Consider the following 14,918-nt stretch of genomic DNA (forward strand, 5'->3'; position numbering starts at 1 on the left):
ATGCCATCGAGCAACGACAACGGCGCCGAGTTCGGCAAGCCGACCGATATTTTCGACGCATCGACCGACCTGAACGCCGCGCACGCAGCAGCGGAGCGCGCGGAGGAGGAAGAGCGTGAAGAGGCGGCAGAACAGACGCTGCTCGAGCAACTGGGCGGCTTCAGCGGCCTGATCTATTCCACGCTGCCGGTTGTCGTTTTCGTCCCGGTGAACACGCTGTGGGGTCTCACGGCGGCGATCTGGTCCGCGCTCGGCGTCGCGGCGGCGATCCTGGTGTGGCGCCTGATCCGGCGCAGCCCGATCCAGCCCGCCATCTCCGGCTTCCTCGGCGTCGGCATCTGCGCGTTCATCGCCTACCGGATGGGGGAGGCGAAGGGCTTCTTCCTGTTCGGCATCTACACCAGCCTGGTGTACGGCGGTGTCTTCCTCGCCTCGATCCTGGTGCGCTGGCCACTGGCCGGGGTGATCTGGGGTGTGCTGAACGGCCACGGTTCCGGCTGGCGTGCCGACCGGCGCGCGGTGCGCCTCTACGACCTGGCGACGGCGGTCTGGGTGATCGTCTTCGGCGCGCGCTACCTGGTGCAGTCGCAGCTCTACGACACCGATCACACGGGCTGGCTCGCGTTCGCGCGCATCGCGATGGGCTGGCCGCTGACGGCGGTCGCGCTCGCTGTCACGGTGTGGGCGGTGCGTCGCGCGGGGCATCTGCCCGCTCGCGCGGTTCCCGCCACGTAGATAGACAGGGCTTTCGGTAAGGGTGGGGTAAGAGGTACCGCCGAGGTGGGGCAGGACCCACCCTGGGGTGCCTGGCCGGTGTGCCGAGTTCATATGACGATCGTTTGCGACACGGAAAACGCAACGATCGGCAAGAAAGGACTCGGACGTTGGCTACCGAGCACACCACCGCGGCATTGTCCAAGAAAACCAGCCCGGCCCTGTCGGAGAGTCGCCGCGTTTCGGCGGAACTCGACACACTGATCGGCCCCGCGGCGGCGGGGGACCGCCAGGCGGTCTCCGAGATCGTGCGGATCGTGCATCCGCTCGTGCGCCGCTACTGCGGAGCGCGTCTCGGCAACACCTCGCACCTACAAGTGACCGCCGACGACGTGGTGCAGGAGATCCTGCTCGCCACCGTCAACGCCATTCCGCGCTACCGGGATCAGGGCAAGTCGTTCCTGGCCTTCGTGTACGGGATCGCGGCGAACAAGGTCGCCGACGCGTTCCGCCGCTCCCAGCAGCACCCGTCCTACCCGATGGCCGAGGTCCCCGACGCGGCGTCCACCGCGGCGGGCCCGGAGGAGTGGGCGCTGGCCTCCGAACGGCGCGCCGCCACAAGGGAACTCATGAAGGTGCTGGCGCCGGCGCATCGCGAGGTGCTCGTCATGCGCATCGTGCTCGGCTGGACCGCGGCCCAGACCGCCGAGGCGATCGGCACCAGCCCCGGCGTGGTCAGGGTGATGCAGCACCGCGCGCTGAACAAGCTGCGCGCGGAGCTCAAAATCGCGTCGTGAATCGAACCGTATCGGGGAGTTACGGTTTGATGCCGTGGTGGGCCAGCGCGACGCGCAGGTCCTCCTCGGCCTCGGCGGAGGTCACGAACAGCAGCTCGTCCTCGCCCTCGAACGGGTCGTCGGGCTGCGGCACGATCACCCGGCCACCGCGCAGGATCGTCACCAGCGCGGTGTCCCTCGGCAGCGTCAGCGCGCGCACCGGCTTACCGGCCAGCCCGGTATCGCCGGGCAGGGTGATCTCGACGAGGTTCGCCTGACCCTGGCGCAGGGTCATCAGGCGCACCAGGTCACCCACCGACACCGCCTCCTCCACGAGCGAGGCGAGCAGGCGCGGCGTGGAGACGGCGACATCCACACCCCACGAGGAGTCGAAGAGCCATTCGTTGCGCGGGTCGTTCACCCGCGCGACCACCCGGCGCACGCCGAATTCGGTCTTGGCGAGCAGGCTGTGCACCACATTCGCCTTGTCGTCGCCGGTGGCGGCGATGACGACCTCGTAGGTCTCCAGTCCCGCTTCCTCGAGCAGCGCGAGCTCACAGGCGTCCGCATGCACCCAGACCGCGTCGGGGATGGCGGCGGGATCGATGTGGTCGAGCTGACGCTCGAGCAGCATCACCTGATGTCCGCCGCGCAGCAGTTCCCGTGCGATCGATCGGCCGACGGCGCCGGCTCCGGCGATGGCCACCTTCATGTTCAGTCCTCGCTCGCAGGGGGCTTACCGGCCAGTGCGACGGCCTCGCCGACGCTGCCGGAGGTCGCGGCCACATAGACGATGTCGTCGGCCTGCACGATGGTCTTGTTGTTCGGCAGCAGGCCCTGGCCGAACCGGATGATGAACGACACCCGTGCGGCGATCGCGCGCTCCAGATCGCGCACGGTGCGGCCGTACCAGTCCTCGTGCAGCGTCAGCTGGGTGACCGCGACGGTGCCGGTGGGATCGCGCCAGGTGGTGGTGCTGGTGTCGCCGATCAGCGTGCGCAGGAACCGGTCGGTGGTCCACGGCACCGTGGCGATGGTCGGAATGCCGAGGCGCTCGTAGACGGCGGCGCGCTTGGCGTCGTAGATGCGGGCGACCACGCGCTCGACGCCGAACATCTCGCGGGCGACGCGCGCGGAGATGATGTTGGAGTTGTCACCGGAGGACACCGCGGCGAACGCGTCCGCGCGCTCGATTCCCGCCCGGGTCAGCACATCCCGATCGAAGCCGACGCCGGTGATCTGCTCGCCGGGAAAGTCCTGGCCGAGGCGCAGGAACGCGCTCGGATCCCGATCGATCACGGTGACCTCGTGACCGACCCGGACCAGCGCGCGGGCCAGCGACGAACCGACGCGGCCGCACCCCATGATCACTACGTACACCGTGCAACCCTCGTTCCTGGAACCTGGCGTTCGGTCTGCTTCTCTTCTGGCAGAACGGTACCGTTCGAACGTTTCCATCGCCCAGGTTCCCCCTGTGCGTGCGACCAAACCTGCGGCGCGGACCCGTTCACGGGCCCCTCTGTGTGCGCGTACACCTTGCGGGCACTGCCTCGACGGCCCCTGAGTTGTGTACCTGCTGCGCTGCCGCCGCCGGGTCCATCGTGAATGCCGCTAAGCTCCCTCCAGTGTCGAAGTTGACGACGGCCGCCAAACGCGTCCTATTGGGCAGGCCATTCCGAAGTGACTCGCTGGGGCACACCCTGCTGCCGAAGCGAATCGCGCTTCCGGTGTTCGCCTCCGACGCGATGTCATCGGTGGCCTACGCGCCGGAGGAAATTTTCCTCGTGCTTTCCGCGGCGGGGATCTCGGCGTACCTGTACGCGCCGTGGGTCGGCCTCGCCGTCGCCTTCGTGATGGCCGTGGTGGTGGCCAGCTACCGGCAGAACGTGCACGCCTATCCGTCCGGCGGCGGCGACTACGAGGTGGCGACCACCAACCTGGGCCCGACCGCCGGTCTCACCGTCGGCAGTGCGCTGCTCGTCGACTACGTGCTGACCGTCGCGGTGTCGATCTCCTCGGCGGCCTCCAATATCGGCTCGGCCATTCCCTTCGTCGCCACGCACAAAGTGTTGTTCGCGGTGGTGGCCATCATTGTGCTCACCGCGATCAATCTGCGCGGTGTGCGCGAATCGGGTACGGCGTTCGCGATTCCCACCTACGCGTTCATCATCGGCATGTTCGTGATGCTCGGCTGGGGACTGATCCGGATTTTCATCCTCGGTGACGAACTACGCGCGGAATCGGCCGGATTCGGATTGAAGGCGGAGGACGAGCACCTGTACGGGCTGGCCTTCGCCTTCCTCATCGCCAGGGCATTCTCGTCCGGCTGTGCCGCGCTGACCGGTGTCGAGGCGATCAGCAACGGTGTGCCCGCGTTCCGCAAACCCAAGTCGCGCAACGCCGCGACCACGCTGCTGATGCTCGGCACCATCGCGATCGTGCTGCTGATGGGCATCATCATCCTGGCCCAGAAGATCGGCCTGGTCTACGCGCACGACAGTGCGGACCTGATCGGCGCGCCCGCGGACTACCACCAGAAGACGCTCATCGCCCAGCTCGCCCAGACGGTATTCCACGGCTTCCCGATCGGCTTCTTCTTCATCACCACGGTCACCGCGTTGATCCTCGTGCTCGCCGCGAACACCGCGTTCAACGGATTCCCGGTGCTGGGTTCGATTCTGGCGCAGGACCGCTACCTGCCCCGGCAGCTGCACACCCGCGGCGACCGGCTGGCGTTCAGCAACGGCATCCTGTTCCTGTCCGGCGCGGCCATCGCGTTCGTCGTGCTCTTCGGCGCCGAGGTGACCAAGCTGATCCAGCTCTACATCGTCGGTGTGTTCGTCTCGTTCGTGCTCAGCCAGACCGGCATGCTGCGGCACTGGACCAGGCTGCTGCGCTCGGAGACCGATCCGGCGCAGCGGTCGCGGATGAAGCGGTCGCGGGTGATCAACGCGATCGGCCTCACCGCCACCGGCGCGGTGCTGATCATCGTGCTCATCACCAAGTTCTTCGCCGGCGCCTACATCGCCATCTTCACCATGGTGGCGATCTTCATCGTGATGAAACTCATTCGCAAGCACTACGATTCGGTGGCCCGCGAACTCGACGAGCACGAATGGGACGGCGTGCTGCCGAGCCGCTCGCATTCCATCGTGCTGGTATCGACGCTGCACCTGCCGACCAGGCGCGCGCTGGCCTACGCCCGTGCCACCCGCCCCGACACGCTCGAGGCGGTGACGGTGAACGTCGACGAGGCCGACACCAGGAAGCTGGTGCGCGAATGGGAACGCAGCGATATCACCGTGCCGCTCAAGGTGATCGAATCGCCGTATCGTGAAATCACCAAGCCGGTACTGGATTACGTGAAGCGGGTGCGCAAGGATTCCCCGCGCGACGTGGTCACCGTGTTCATCCCCGAATATGTCGTCGGTCACTGGTGGGAGCAGGTGTTGCACAACCAGAGCGCGTTGCGGCTCAAGGGCAGGTTGCTGTTCGAACCGGGTGTGATGGTGACCAGCGTGCCGTGGCAGCTGAGCTCGTCGTCGAACCGGGCGGGCAAGCCGGGCGTGGTGAACGCGCCGGGTGCGGTGCGGCGTGGCTATGAGGATCGCGCCGGATGAGTGACTGGTACGGAACGACTTTCGAGGTGCGGCTCGGGCCGCCCGGTCACGGTGGGTTCTGCGTCGGCAGGCATGAGGGCCGGGTGGTGTTCGTCCGGCACGGGCTGCCGGGCGAACTCGTGCTCGCGCGGGTGACCGAGGATCGCGGCGGATCGTTCTGCCGCGCCGACGCGGTCGAGATCCTGGAGGCGTCACCGGATCGGGTGCCTGCCACCTGCCCGGTCTCCGGGCCCGGCGGCGCGGGCTGCTGCGACTTCTCCTATGCGACACCGCGCGCGCAGCGCGCGCTGAAGGCGGCGGTGGTGGCCGAGCAGCTGCGCAGGGTCGCCAAGATCGAACGGGAGGTGCTCGTCGAGCCGATCACCGGCTACGGCGACGCGGTGACCGGGTGGCGGACCCGTGTGCGGTTGGTCGTCGACGCCGAAGGGCGCGCGGGGGTGCACCGCTACCGCAGCACCGACGTGCTCGCGGATCTGCGCTGCCCGCAACCGGTTCCGGGCGCGATCGACGGCGTGGCCGATCGATTGTGGACGCCGGGCGCGGATCTGGTGATCGCGGTCGACGGTGACGGCGTCCGGCATGTCGTCGAATTGGCGCCCGCCGAGGTGGGCAGCGACCGGCCGGGCAGTGAGCGGCCCGGCGGTCGCGAACACGCGGCGGGGGAACGCAGGGGGCGCGCGGACGGTAGAGGCAGGCAGGCGCGCGGCCGGGACCGGCAGCCGGATCGGCGCGGAGAACGATTGCGTGCCAGCGGATCCCGCGATGACGAGCGCGCGAGCGGTGACCGCAGGCATACCGCCGCACGGCGGGCCGCCACGCACGCACCGCGCGACGAATGGGTCATGGCGGGCAGCGGGCGCACGGTCGAGTACGTCGCGGGCCGCCGCTGGGAGCTCGCCGCGACCGGCTTCTGGCAGGCGCATCGCGGTGCGGCGCAATGCTATTCGGATCTGGTGGCCGAGTGGTCCGGCCTGAAGCCCGGTGCGCTGGCCTGGGATCTGTACAGCGGCGCGGGCGTTTTCGCGGCCAGGCTGGCCGAACAGGTCGGCCAGACCGGTACGGTGCGCGCGGTCGAATCCGCGCGGCCCGCGGTCGCCGACGGCACCGCGGCCCTGCGCGATCTGCCGTGGGTCGAGCAGCGCGCGCAGCGGGTGGAACGCTGGCTCGGCGAACATGCCGACGGCGCCGCCCCCGAGGTCGTCGTCCTCGATCCGCCGCGCGCGGGCGCGGGCAAAGAGGTCGTCGCCGCGGTCGCCGCGACCGGCACCGACCGCATCATCCACATCGGTTGCGACCCGGCCTCTTTCGCCCGCGACCTGAACCTCTACCAGTCGGCCGGTTACGCACTGGCCGACCTGCGCGCCTTCGACGCCTTCCCCGCCACCCACCACGTGGAGTGCATAGCCCTGCTACAGCGCTGACCAAACGCACACCCTTTCGGATTTCCCGCGTACCGAATCGCATGCGATGTTGTGTGCGGGAATCAAAGGGTGTGCGACACCTACAGTCTGGATATGACCGTCTATGCGTTGGCGCAACTGAAGTTCACCGATCGCGATGCCTACAACCGGTATCAGGCGCGCTTCATGGAGGTGTTCACCCGCTATTCGGGGACCCTGCTCGCCGCGGACGAATCGCCGACCGTGATCGAGGGGCAGACCGATCGGGAGAAGATCGTGCTGATGTCGTTCCCGGACGAGGCCGCGTTCCGTGCCTGGGCGGAATCGCCTGAGTACGTGGCGATTTCCGAGGACAGGCACGCGGGAGCCGAGACGGTCTCGTTGCTGATCAAGGGAATCGACCAGCGGGGCTAGTCCAGCTGCCAGGTGGCGCGGATCGTCGCGGTGACCTCGCTCTCGCCGAGTTCCACCGGAACCGGCGCGGCGGCGAACGCGATATCGGCGCCCATCCGCGCCATCCGCGGCATCGGCGGCGGGGCCGAGGCGGTGTTCTCGGTGATCTCGATGACCTGTCCGAGTGCCCGTCCCGCCCGGCTCGCGAACTGCTTCGCCTTGGCCAGCGCGTTGTCCCACGCGGCGTCGCGCGCCTTCGTCAGCAGGCCTGCCTGATCGGCGAAGGTGAGGGTGAGCCCGCCGAGCCGCACGTCGTCACCGCCCGCCTCCACGCAATTGGCGATGATGACCGCGGGGCCCGGATCGGCCTTCTCGCCGATATCGCGCAGCCCGACGGTCAGATCCGTGGTGGCGACGTAGCCGGTGATGCGGCTGCCCTGCCCCTCGGTCCACACCGTCTCGGTGCGCACCGACAGCCCGCTGGTGGCGATATCGGCCGGGGCGACGCCGTCCGAGCGCAGCGAGCTGATGACCGCGGCGACCCGCTCACCCGCCCGGCTGTAGGCCAGCGCGACCTTGCTCGCCTGACATTCGATGGAGATGGTGACCCGCATGAGATCGGGTGTGGCGCTGGCGGAGCCGCTCCCGAAGGTGGTGACGGTGCCCGGGGTGTGCTCGGTCAATGGCTTCTCCTGATTCGATCGGCTGCGCTGGCCCTCGGCTGAGTGGTCAGGTGCTCAACGAACGAGATGGCTCAATAATCCCCGCCGCGCACCGCGATCGCCCGCACCGCCGCGTCCATCTGCGCGTACGCGCCCGCGGCCAATCGTTCCAGCAGTGCGAGTTTGAGCCGCGGCGCCTGCTGGGTGAGCTGGTCGAACCGCGCGGGCGCGAGCACGGCCACCCGGACACCGGATTCGGCGCGCGCCTCGTTGACGAACGGATTGCCGACCAGCATCGGAATCTCACCGAAGGACATCCCCGCCGACAGCGTGACCAGCCGGTGGCTGCGTCCGTCCGCGCCGTCGAAGGTGATCCGCACCCGGCCCTCCAGGATCAGGTACAGCCCGGAACGCGCGCTGCCGCGTTCGGCGATGACCTCGCCGCGGGCGATGGTGCGCACCTCGAATTCCTTGGCCAGCGTCCGGCGATCGGCGGGATCGAGCGCGGCGAGCGCGGGATGGTCCTCGAGCGAGAGCGAGGTGCAGACGGGTTCGTCGGCGGGACGGTAGTGCTCGAGCACGATGTTCTCGCACCATTCGGTGGCGCTGTCGCGATCGATGAACACCCGGCCGCGCGGATCGGCCGGATCGAGGCTGGACACCAGATGCCCGAGTTTGGCGTCCGGATCGACGATCGCGACCTGGCAACCGGTTTCGGCGAGCTCGCGCTGCAGTGCGTCGAGCATGCGCACCGCGATCGCGCTCACCTCGCCGACCCGGCGCAGATCGACCACGAGCGCCGCCAGCTCACCGGCCTGCTCCTCGATGACCCGCACCGCACGCTCGGCGCCCGCGAACAACAGGTCGCCGTGCAGTTCGTAGACCATGGCCCGGTGCCCGTGCTCGGCGAGCAGCGCCATCTCCTCGGTGCTGCGGCGCAGCCGCGACGGCACCTCGGCCACCGTGTACTCCGCACGGATCGCGGTCCGCGCCGCCCTGGTGACGTGCAGGAAGTGCAGCTCCAGGCGTTTGGACAGTTCGCGGCACGCGGCGACGCCGCGCACGCTGTTGCCGTGCGGGTCCAGGCGCGGCGAGAACACCGCGATGCCGATCTGCCCGGGCAGCACCGCGAGGATGCCGCCGCCGACACCGCTTTTCGCGGGCAGCCCGACCGTGGTCACCCAGTCGCCCGCCGCGTTGTACATGCCGCAGGTGGTCATCACGCTGAGCACCTGTTCGGTGAGCGCGGTGGTGAGCGCGCGCTCCCTGGTGATCGGGTTGACGCCGTTGTTGGCCAGCGTCGCCGCCATCACCGCGAGGTCGCGGCAGGTGATGTCGATCGAGCACTGGCGGAAGTAGCAGTCGACGGCCTCGTCCGGATCGGAGTCGATGATGCCGAAGGAGCGCAGCATGTAGCCGATGGCCCGGTTGCGGTAGCCGGTGCGCGCCTCGGAGGCGTAGACCGCCTCGTTCATGGTCAGCTCGCGGCCGGCGAAGCGGGAGTAGCAGCGCCGGATGCGTTCGAAGCGCTCGCGCGCGTCGCGGCCCTGGATCAATGACGCCGCGGTGATGGCCCCCGCGTTGATCATCGGATTGCGCGGGCGCTCGGTCACCGGGTCCAAGCTGATCTCGTTGAACGGCTCGCCGGACGGCTCGACATCGATGCGCTCGGCGACCGCCGCCGGTCCGCGATCGGCCAGCGCGAGCGCGTAGGTGAACGGTTTGGAGATGGACTGGATGGTGAACGCGGTCGCCACGTCCCCGGTGCCGTAGACCCGGCCGTCCGCCGTGGTCAGGCACAGTGCGAACGAATCGGGTTGTACCGCAGCGAGTTCGGGGATGTAGTCGGCCAGCTCGCCGGACTGGTCGGTACGGCAGAGCTGATAGACGTCGCCGACGATCTTGGCGACGACGCCGAGGGCTGGTGCGTGCGAAACCTCGTGCTCGGGCTGGCCCACACGATCACTCTAGGCCGCGTAACTTGTTGGCGATGAGCCGACATTCGTCTGTGGCAGCGCGTGTCGCGGGAAACGGATTTCGCCGACCCGCGCCGTGGTAAGCCTCACACCGTGTCACGATGTCGGCAGGTGAGCAGTCATTGTCGTGCGGGGGCCTTATTTCGGCTCCGTAGACTGATCGGAACAAAAGCGCTATCCGGAGGGAGCTAGTTCAGGTGGGAGTGCTTTCCCGGGTCGATACGCCCGAAGATCTGCGCAGGCTTACCGTGCCTCAGCTGCGCGAGCTCGCGGCGGAGATCCGTGAGTTCCTGGTGCAGAAGGTCGCCGCGACCGGCGGGCATCTCGGCCCCAATCTCGGGGTGGTCGAACTGACCATCGCGCTACACCGGATCTTCGATTCGCCGGCCGACCCGCTGATCTTCGACACCGGGCACCAGGCCTACGTGCACAAGATCCTCACCGGGCGCAAGGAGCAGTTCGACACGCTGCGCACCCGCGACGGCCTGTCCGGCTACCCGAGCAGGGCGGAGAGCCCGCACGACTGGGTCGAGTCCTCGCACGCCTCGGCGTCGCTGTCCTACGCCGACGGCCTGGCCAAGGCGTTCGCTTTGACCGGGCAGCAGCGGCACGTGGTCGCCGTGGTCGGTGACGGCGCGCTGACCGGCGGTATGTGCTGGGAGGCGCTGAACAATATCGCCGCGGCGCCGGACCGCTCGGTGGTCGTGGTGGTCAACGACAACGGCCGCTCCTACGCGCCGACGATCGGCGGTCTGGCCGATCGCCTCACCGCGCTGCGCACCCAGCCCGCCTACGAGCACGCGCTCGACGCGGGCAAGAAGCTGCTGAAGAGTATTCCGCGGGTGGGGGATTCGGCCTACTCGATGGTGCACGCGGTGAAGGCGGGCATCAAGGACGCGGTCAGCCCGCAGGAGCTGTTCGGCGATATCGGGCTGAAGTACGTCGGGCCGGTGGACGGGCACGACATCGTCGCCATGGAGGCGGCGCTGCGCCGCGCCAAGGATTTCGGCGGCCCGGTGGTGGTGCACGCGGTGACGCAGAAGGGCCGCGGCTACGCGCCCGCCGAGAACCACATCGCCGATCAGATGCACGCCTGCGATCCGATCGATCCGCTCACCGGCGATCCGCTCGGCGGGCCGAAGGCGCTCGGCTGGACCAAGGTGTTCTCCCAGGAACTGATCAGCCATGCCGAGCGGCGCGACGATATCGTCGCGATCACCGCCGCCATGCCCGGCCCGACCGGGCTGTCCGGATTCGGTGAGCGTTTCCCGGAGCGGATGTTCGACGTCGGCATCGCCGAACAGCACGCGATGGCCTCGGCGGCCGGGCTCGCGCTCGGCGGTATGCATCCGGTGGTCGCGATCTACTCCACCTTCCTCAACCGTGCCTTCGATCAGCTGCTGATGGATGTCGCGCTGCTGAAGCAGCCGGTGACCGTGGTGCTGGACCGGTCCGGCATCACCGGCCCGGACGGCGCGAGCCACAACGGCATGTGGGACCTTTCGCTGCTCGGCATCATCCCGGGCATCCGGGTCGCGGCGCCGCGCGATGCGGCGACGCTGCGCGAGGAACTCGGCGAGGCATTGGCGGTCAACGACGGCCCCACCGTCCTGCGATTCCCCAAGGGCAGCGTCGCCGAGGATATTTCGGCGGTGGAGCGGCTCGACGGGGTCGATGTGCTCCGCCTGGCCGAGTCGGATGCCGGACCGGCCGGGTCGGTGCGCGGTGACGTGCTCGTCGTCGCGGTCGGCCCGTTCGCGGAGACCGCCGTGCGCGCCGCGGAACTGCTGGAGCCGGAAGGGGTTTCGGTCACCGTCATCGATCCGCGCTGGGTGCTTCCGGTCTCGGACACCATCGTCAAGCTCGCCGAGAACTACCGCCTGGTGGTCACCCTCGAGGACAGCGGCCTGCACGGCGGCATCGGCTCCACCGTCTCGGCCCGGCTGCGTGCCGCCGGACTCGACGTGCCCGCCCGCGATCTCGGTGTGCCGCAACAGTTCCTCGACCACGCCTCGCGCGCGCAGATCCACGAGGAGCTCGGCCTGACCGCCGACGCCATCGCACGCAGGATCGCCGGCTGGTTGAACGCGGGCCTGCGGGCGGACAGCGCACAAGCGGCTCGCTAGCGAGCAGTGGGACGCAGTGGGCCGCGAACGCCGCCCACTGCGTTCCACCTCCGCCGATTGCGACCCGATCAGCCGCCTACTGCCTTGCGGCGGGAGGCGCGTACTTTCACCCGGTTGCCACACAGGTTCATCGAGCACCAGGTGCGGCCGCGGTTACGCGACTGGTCGTAGAACGCCCAGCGGCAGCTCGGTTCGCGGCAGGTCTTGAGGCGTGTCCAGCTGCCGTCGCCCGCTGCGGCGGCGATATCGGCGAGCAGTGTGGCAAGTGCGCGATCCACCGGTGCTTCGCTGGTCGGCACCAGCCGTGGCGGCAGCTCGGTGACATCGACGGTCAGCGTCAGATCCTGTGTCAGCGCGGCCAATTCGGCGTGGGCGGCCGGATCGAGACCGTCGGGGCGCGGGCTCGCGACCGGTTCGGCGTTGTTCCGCGCGAACAGTGCGCGGATGCCCTCGCGCACTCGTCGCGCTCGATCGCGCTCGGCCTCGGTCGCCGTGACCTCGTGCGGCAGCAGCCCGTTGGTGTGCAGCCAGGCCGTCAGCTGCGCGGGCGTGCCCAGGTGATCGCCGTCCGCGTGCCGTGTGTTGACGAACGCCACCAGCCGCGCCGCCCCGGCGGGCACGCCGCCGTCCGCGGCCGTTTCTCCGACTCGATCAGCCATGTATCGATGATAACCAGCCATTGTCAGTTGCCAGTTACGTAACTACCATTCGACTAAGGCTGGTTATCCACCGGCTCGCCCCGGAAGTGCACCGGACAAAGGAGAATCGGCATGGCAACCGTCACGAGGGAAATCATCGTCGCGGCCAACCCCGCGGAGGTATGGGCGATCATCGGCGATTTCGCCGACGGACCGAGCAGGATGGCGCCCGGATTCGTCACCGAGACCACGGTGCGGGCGCCCGGCCTGCGGGTCGCCACCTTCGCCGATGGCACCGTGCTGGAGGAGCGGCTCATCACGCTCGACGACGCGGAGCGCCGCTTCGTCTACTCGATCGTCGGTGGCAGTGTCACGCCCGAACACAACAACGCGTCCATGCAGGTGTTCGATGAGGGCGACGGGCAGAGCCGGTTCGTCTGGCGCCACGACGTGCTGCCCGCCGCGCTGGCCGACGCGTTCGCCCCGAAGATGGAGCAGGGTCTCGCGGTATTCAAGCGGACGGTGGAAGCCGCCGCCGCGAGCCGCGATTGACCTTGCCGATGCGGCGGGGATCAGCCCGCCGGTCGGCCGTGGGGGGGGGGGGGGGGGCGGGCCCCCCCCCCCCGACGGGGGCGCGCCCGACAACCAGGGGCCCCCCCCCAAGAAGGGAGCCCCACCAAACAAGCGGGGCGGGGAGCGGTGGGTGTGGTTTTTTTCTCGGGGTGGGGGCCCGCCGCGGGGGGGGGGGGGTGGTGGGGGGGGGGGGGGGGGGGGTTTTGGGGGGGGGGGGGGGGGGGGCCGCCCCCCCCCCCCCCCCCACGACCGGGCAAAGGGCCTCGCGAAAGACTACGTGCCGCACACCGTATCGATGCCAGCCATCGCATCCTGGAAGGCCGATCCGCTGAGCACGGTGTTGAGGTCCGCGTCCGAGGACGAGGCCACCCGATTCATCTGCTCCACACCGTTGTTGAGGGTGTTCTTCACGGTGCCGGGATCGGCGTCGGCCGCGAGCTTGCCGAGCCGGGCGGCACTGCTGCGGAAGTGGTCCTTGATCTGAGTCAGCGTGGCCGCGCTCGGATTCGGGTTCTTCGCGATCTCGTCCATCTTGGTGTTCATCTCGGTGAGCAGTTCACCGACGGCACCGCATGTCGTCGCATCGCTGACGGCATTGGCCGGGCCCGCACCGCCGACGAGCGCGCCGCCGATGAGAGCCGCGAGCGCGAACGATGCGAATCGTGTTCTCCGCATTGACTTTCCTTCCCTGCACAAACAAATCCCCGAACCGAGAAGGTTGTATCAGTGGACACCGACACGCGCCGCGCCGGGGTACCTACTCGGTGGTACCCGCGGGAATCAGCGCGGTGGTGAGCCGGGGGACCGCGAGCTCGCGCTGCCATGGGCGCGCGCCGCCCGACTTGAGGAAGCCATCGATCGCGGCGGACAGATCGGCGGGATCGTCGGGCACCCGGTCGTAATCCGGCAGACCGTCCCAGCACAGTCGCCGCACCAGATCGGGCGAGAGCAGATTCTCCACCGGAATCGCCAGCTCGGTCGACAGCTCACCCATCGCGCCGCGCGCCCGGTTCAGCCGCTTGGCGGCCGCCGGATCCCGGCGCTCCCAGCGGTTCACCGGCGGCGGACCGTCGAAGGGCTGTGTCAGCGGCGGCAATTCGTCATCCGGCAGCGTCCGCGCCCGATCGACCGCGGCCAGCCACTCGCGCGAATACCTGCGCTGGCGCGGCCCGCCGAACACCGGCAGCGTGCGCAGCTGCGCGATCGAGCGCGGCTCGGCGGTCGCCGCCGCGATGATCGCCGCGTCCGGCAGGATCCTGGCGGGCGCCACATCGCGGGCACGGGCCAATGCGTCACGCGCGGTCCACAATTCGCGCACCACGGCCAGCTGGCGTGCCTTGCGCAGGGTATGGATGCCCGAGGTGCGCCGCCACCGCTCGGCCTTGGGCGCGGGCGGCTCGGTCAGCCGGATGTGCTCGAATTCCTGTGCCGCCCAATCGGTCTTGTCCTGCAGGGCCAGCTCGACGGCCACCGCGTCGCGCAGCTCCAGCAGCAGCTCCACATCGAGCGCGGCGTAGTTCAGCCAGTCGTCGGGCAGCGGCCTGGTCGACCAGTCCGCCGCGCCGTGCCCCTTGCGCAGCGCGCGGCCGAGCAGCCGCTCCACCATGGCGGCCAGGCCGACCCGTTCGAAACCGGCCAGCCTGCCACCCAATTCGGTGTCGAACAGCCGCGCCGGCCGCAAGCCGAGCTCGGCCAGGCCGGGCAGATCCTGATCCGCCGAATGCAGCACCCACTCCAGCTCGTTGATCACCGCGGCCAGCGGCGCGAGATCGTCGGCGACCGGAATCGGATCGATCAGGAAGCTGCCGGAGCCCGCGCGGCGCAACTGGATCAGATAGGCGCGCGCCGAATACCGGAAACCGGAAGCGCGTTCGGCGTCGACGGCCAGCGGACCGGTGCCCGCGGCGAGCCTGGCGGCGGCGTCGGCGATCTCGGCGGCGGTAGCGAGCACCGGAGGCACACCCTCGGCAGGCGTGAGCAGTGGCTCTGCTGTGTCTTCTGGCTCGTCTGCTACCGGCATAAGCCTGAACTTTACGTTGC

14 protein-coding genes are annotated in these 14,918 nt (G+C 69.2%); 7 read left to right on the forward strand and 7 right to left on the reverse strand.

Translation table 11 applies throughout. From position 1 onward, the window contains the following. Both ACIG5A_RS42365 and ACIG5A_RS42370 read left to right on the forward strand, forming a co-directional pair. Positions 1 to 735, forward strand: a complete 735-nt coding sequence (locus tag ACIG5A_RS42365) for a DUF3159 domain-containing protein (RefSeq protein WP_397251053.1) — start codon at positions 1 to 3, stop codon at positions 733 to 735. A 149-nt stretch (positions 736 to 884) separates the two neighbouring features. After that, the gene (locus ACIG5A_RS42370; protein WP_397251055.1) at positions 885 to 1,511 is read left to right on the forward strand and encodes a sigma-70 family RNA polymerase sigma factor; all 627 of its coding nucleotides are present in this window, start codon (positions 885 to 887) and stop codon (positions 1,509 to 1,511) included. A gap of 19 nt (positions 1,512 to 1,530) precedes the next feature. Here ACIG5A_RS42370 and ACIG5A_RS42375 read toward each other — a convergent pair whose 3' ends face one another. Further along, positions 1,531 to 2,202, reverse strand: a complete 672-nt coding sequence (locus ACIG5A_RS42375) for a potassium channel family protein (RefSeq protein WP_397251057.1) — start codon at positions 2,200 to 2,202, stop codon at positions 1,531 to 1,533. A 2-nt stretch (positions 2,203 to 2,204) separates the two neighbouring features. Next, positions 2,205 to 2,870: a potassium channel family protein gene (locus ACIG5A_RS42380; protein WP_397251059.1), complete on the reverse strand. Its 666-nt coding sequence runs from the start codon at positions 2,868 to 2,870 to the stop codon at positions 2,205 to 2,207. Positions 2,871 to 3,115: 245 nt separating this feature from the next. On the opposite strand from ACIG5A_RS42380, the gene ACIG5A_RS42385 reads away from it, so the two are divergent. The 3 genes from ACIG5A_RS42385 to ACIG5A_RS42395 all read left to right on the forward strand — a co-directional run bounded on the left by ACIG5A_RS42385 (position 3,116) and on the right by ACIG5A_RS42395 (position 6,924). Further along, complete coding sequence (locus ACIG5A_RS42385) at positions 3,116 to 5,110, forward strand: APC family permease (RefSeq protein ID WP_397251061.1); 1,995 nt, start codon at positions 3,116 to 3,118, stop codon at positions 5,108 to 5,110. Next, positions 5,107 to 6,531, forward strand: a complete 1,425-nt coding sequence (locus ACIG5A_RS42390; RefSeq protein ID WP_397251063.1) for a class I SAM-dependent RNA methyltransferase — start codon at positions 5,107 to 5,109, stop codon at positions 6,529 to 6,531. Before ACIG5A_RS42385 ends, ACIG5A_RS42390 begins: the two co-directional genes overlap by 4 nt. Before the next feature lie 93 nt (positions 6,532 to 6,624). Then, positions 6,625 to 6,924 carry a DUF1330 domain-containing protein gene (locus tag ACIG5A_RS42395; RefSeq protein ID WP_397251065.1) on the forward strand — a complete coding sequence of 100 codons (300 nt, stop codon included), beginning with the start codon at positions 6,625 to 6,627 and terminating at the stop codon, positions 6,922 to 6,924. Here ACIG5A_RS42395 and ACIG5A_RS42400 read toward each other — a convergent pair. Both ACIG5A_RS42400 and glsA read right to left on the reverse strand, forming a co-directional pair. Then, entirely contained in the window at positions 6,921 to 7,586 is a 666-nt protein-coding gene (locus ACIG5A_RS42400) for an SIMPL domain-containing protein (RefSeq protein ID WP_397251067.1), read from the reverse strand. The genes ACIG5A_RS42395 and ACIG5A_RS42400 overlap by 4 nt on opposite strands. Positions 7,587 to 7,657: 71 nt before the next feature. Beyond that, positions 7,658 to 9,523 (reverse strand): glutaminase A, encoded by a 1,866-nt coding sequence (gene glsA / locus ACIG5A_RS42405; RefSeq protein WP_397251069.1) that lies wholly within the window; start codon positions 9,521 to 9,523, stop codon positions 7,658 to 7,660. A gap of 215 nt (positions 9,524 to 9,738) precedes the next feature. Here glsA and dxs point away from each other — a divergent pair, with 215 nt between their 5' ends. Further along, positions 9,739 to 11,667 carry a 1-deoxy-D-xylulose-5-phosphate synthase gene (gene dxs, locus ACIG5A_RS42410; RefSeq protein ID WP_397251071.1) on the forward strand — a complete coding sequence of 643 codons (1,929 nt, stop codon included), beginning with the start codon at positions 9,739 to 9,741 and terminating at the stop codon, positions 11,665 to 11,667. Between the two features lie 68 nt (positions 11,668 to 11,735). Here dxs and ACIG5A_RS42415 read toward each other — a convergent pair whose 3' ends face one another. After that, a complete protein-coding gene (locus ACIG5A_RS42415) occupies positions 11,736 to 12,326 on the reverse strand; it encodes a CGNR zinc finger domain-containing protein (RefSeq protein WP_397251073.1) in 591 nt (196 codons plus the stop codon). Positions 12,327 to 12,437: 111 nt separating this feature from the next. Between ACIG5A_RS42415 and ACIG5A_RS42420 the strand changes: the two genes are divergently transcribed. Then, on the forward strand, positions 12,438 to 12,857 hold the full coding sequence (locus ACIG5A_RS42420; protein ID WP_397251075.1) for an SRPBCC family protein: 420 nt from the start codon (positions 12,438 to 12,440) through the stop codon (positions 12,855 to 12,857). Between the two features lie 294 nt (positions 12,858 to 13,151). On the opposite strand, the gene ACIG5A_RS42425 is transcribed toward ACIG5A_RS42420, so the two are convergent. Together ACIG5A_RS42425 and ACIG5A_RS42430 are read right to left on the reverse strand one after the other, a co-directional pair. Continuing rightward, on the reverse strand, positions 13,152 to 13,553 hold the full coding sequence (locus ACIG5A_RS42425; RefSeq protein WP_397251077.1) for a hypothetical protein: 402 nt from the start codon (positions 13,551 to 13,553) through the stop codon (positions 13,152 to 13,154). Positions 13,554 to 13,635: 82 nt separating this feature from the next. Further along, entirely contained in the window at positions 13,636 to 14,898 is a 1,263-nt protein-coding gene (locus ACIG5A_RS42430; protein ID WP_397251079.1) for an HRDC domain-containing protein, read from the reverse strand. Positions 14,899 to 14,918: the final 20 nt, after the last annotated feature.

Source organism: Nocardia sp. NPDC052566 (assembly GCF_044547285.1).
In the GTDB taxonomy this organism is placed as follows: Bacteria; Actinomycetota; Actinomycetes; order Mycobacteriales; family Mycobacteriaceae; genus Nocardia.

Coding starts and splice junctions, on each gene's coding strand:
- ACIG5A_RS42365 (WP_397251053.1), top strand. CDS start 1: ATGCCATCGAGCAACGACAACGGCGCCGAGTTCGGCAAGCCGACCGAT.
- ACIG5A_RS42375 (WP_397251057.1), bottom strand. CDS start 2,202: ATGAAGGTGGCCATCGCCGGAGCCGGCGCCGTCGGCCGATCGATCGCA.
- ACIG5A_RS42390 (WP_397251063.1), top strand. CDS start 5,107: ATGAGTGACTGGTACGGAACGACTTTCGAGGTGCGGCTCGGGCCGCCC.
- ACIG5A_RS42395 (WP_397251065.1), top strand. CDS start 6,625: ATGACCGTCTATGCGTTGGCGCAACTGAAGTTCACCGATCGCGATGCC.
- ACIG5A_RS42415 (WP_397251073.1), bottom strand. CDS start 12,326: ATGGCTGATCGAGTCGGAGAAACGGCCGCGGACGGCGGCGTGCCCGCC.
- ACIG5A_RS42420 (WP_397251075.1), top strand. CDS start 12,438: ATGGCAACCGTCACGAGGGAAATCATCGTCGCGGCCAACCCCGCGGAG.
- ACIG5A_RS42425 (WP_397251077.1), bottom strand. CDS start 13,553: ATGCGGAGAACACGATTCGCATCGTTCGCGCTCGCGGCTCTCATCGGC.
- ACIG5A_RS42430 (WP_397251079.1), bottom strand. CDS start 14,898: ATGCCGGTAGCAGACGAGCCAGAAGACACAGCAGAGCCACTGCTCACG.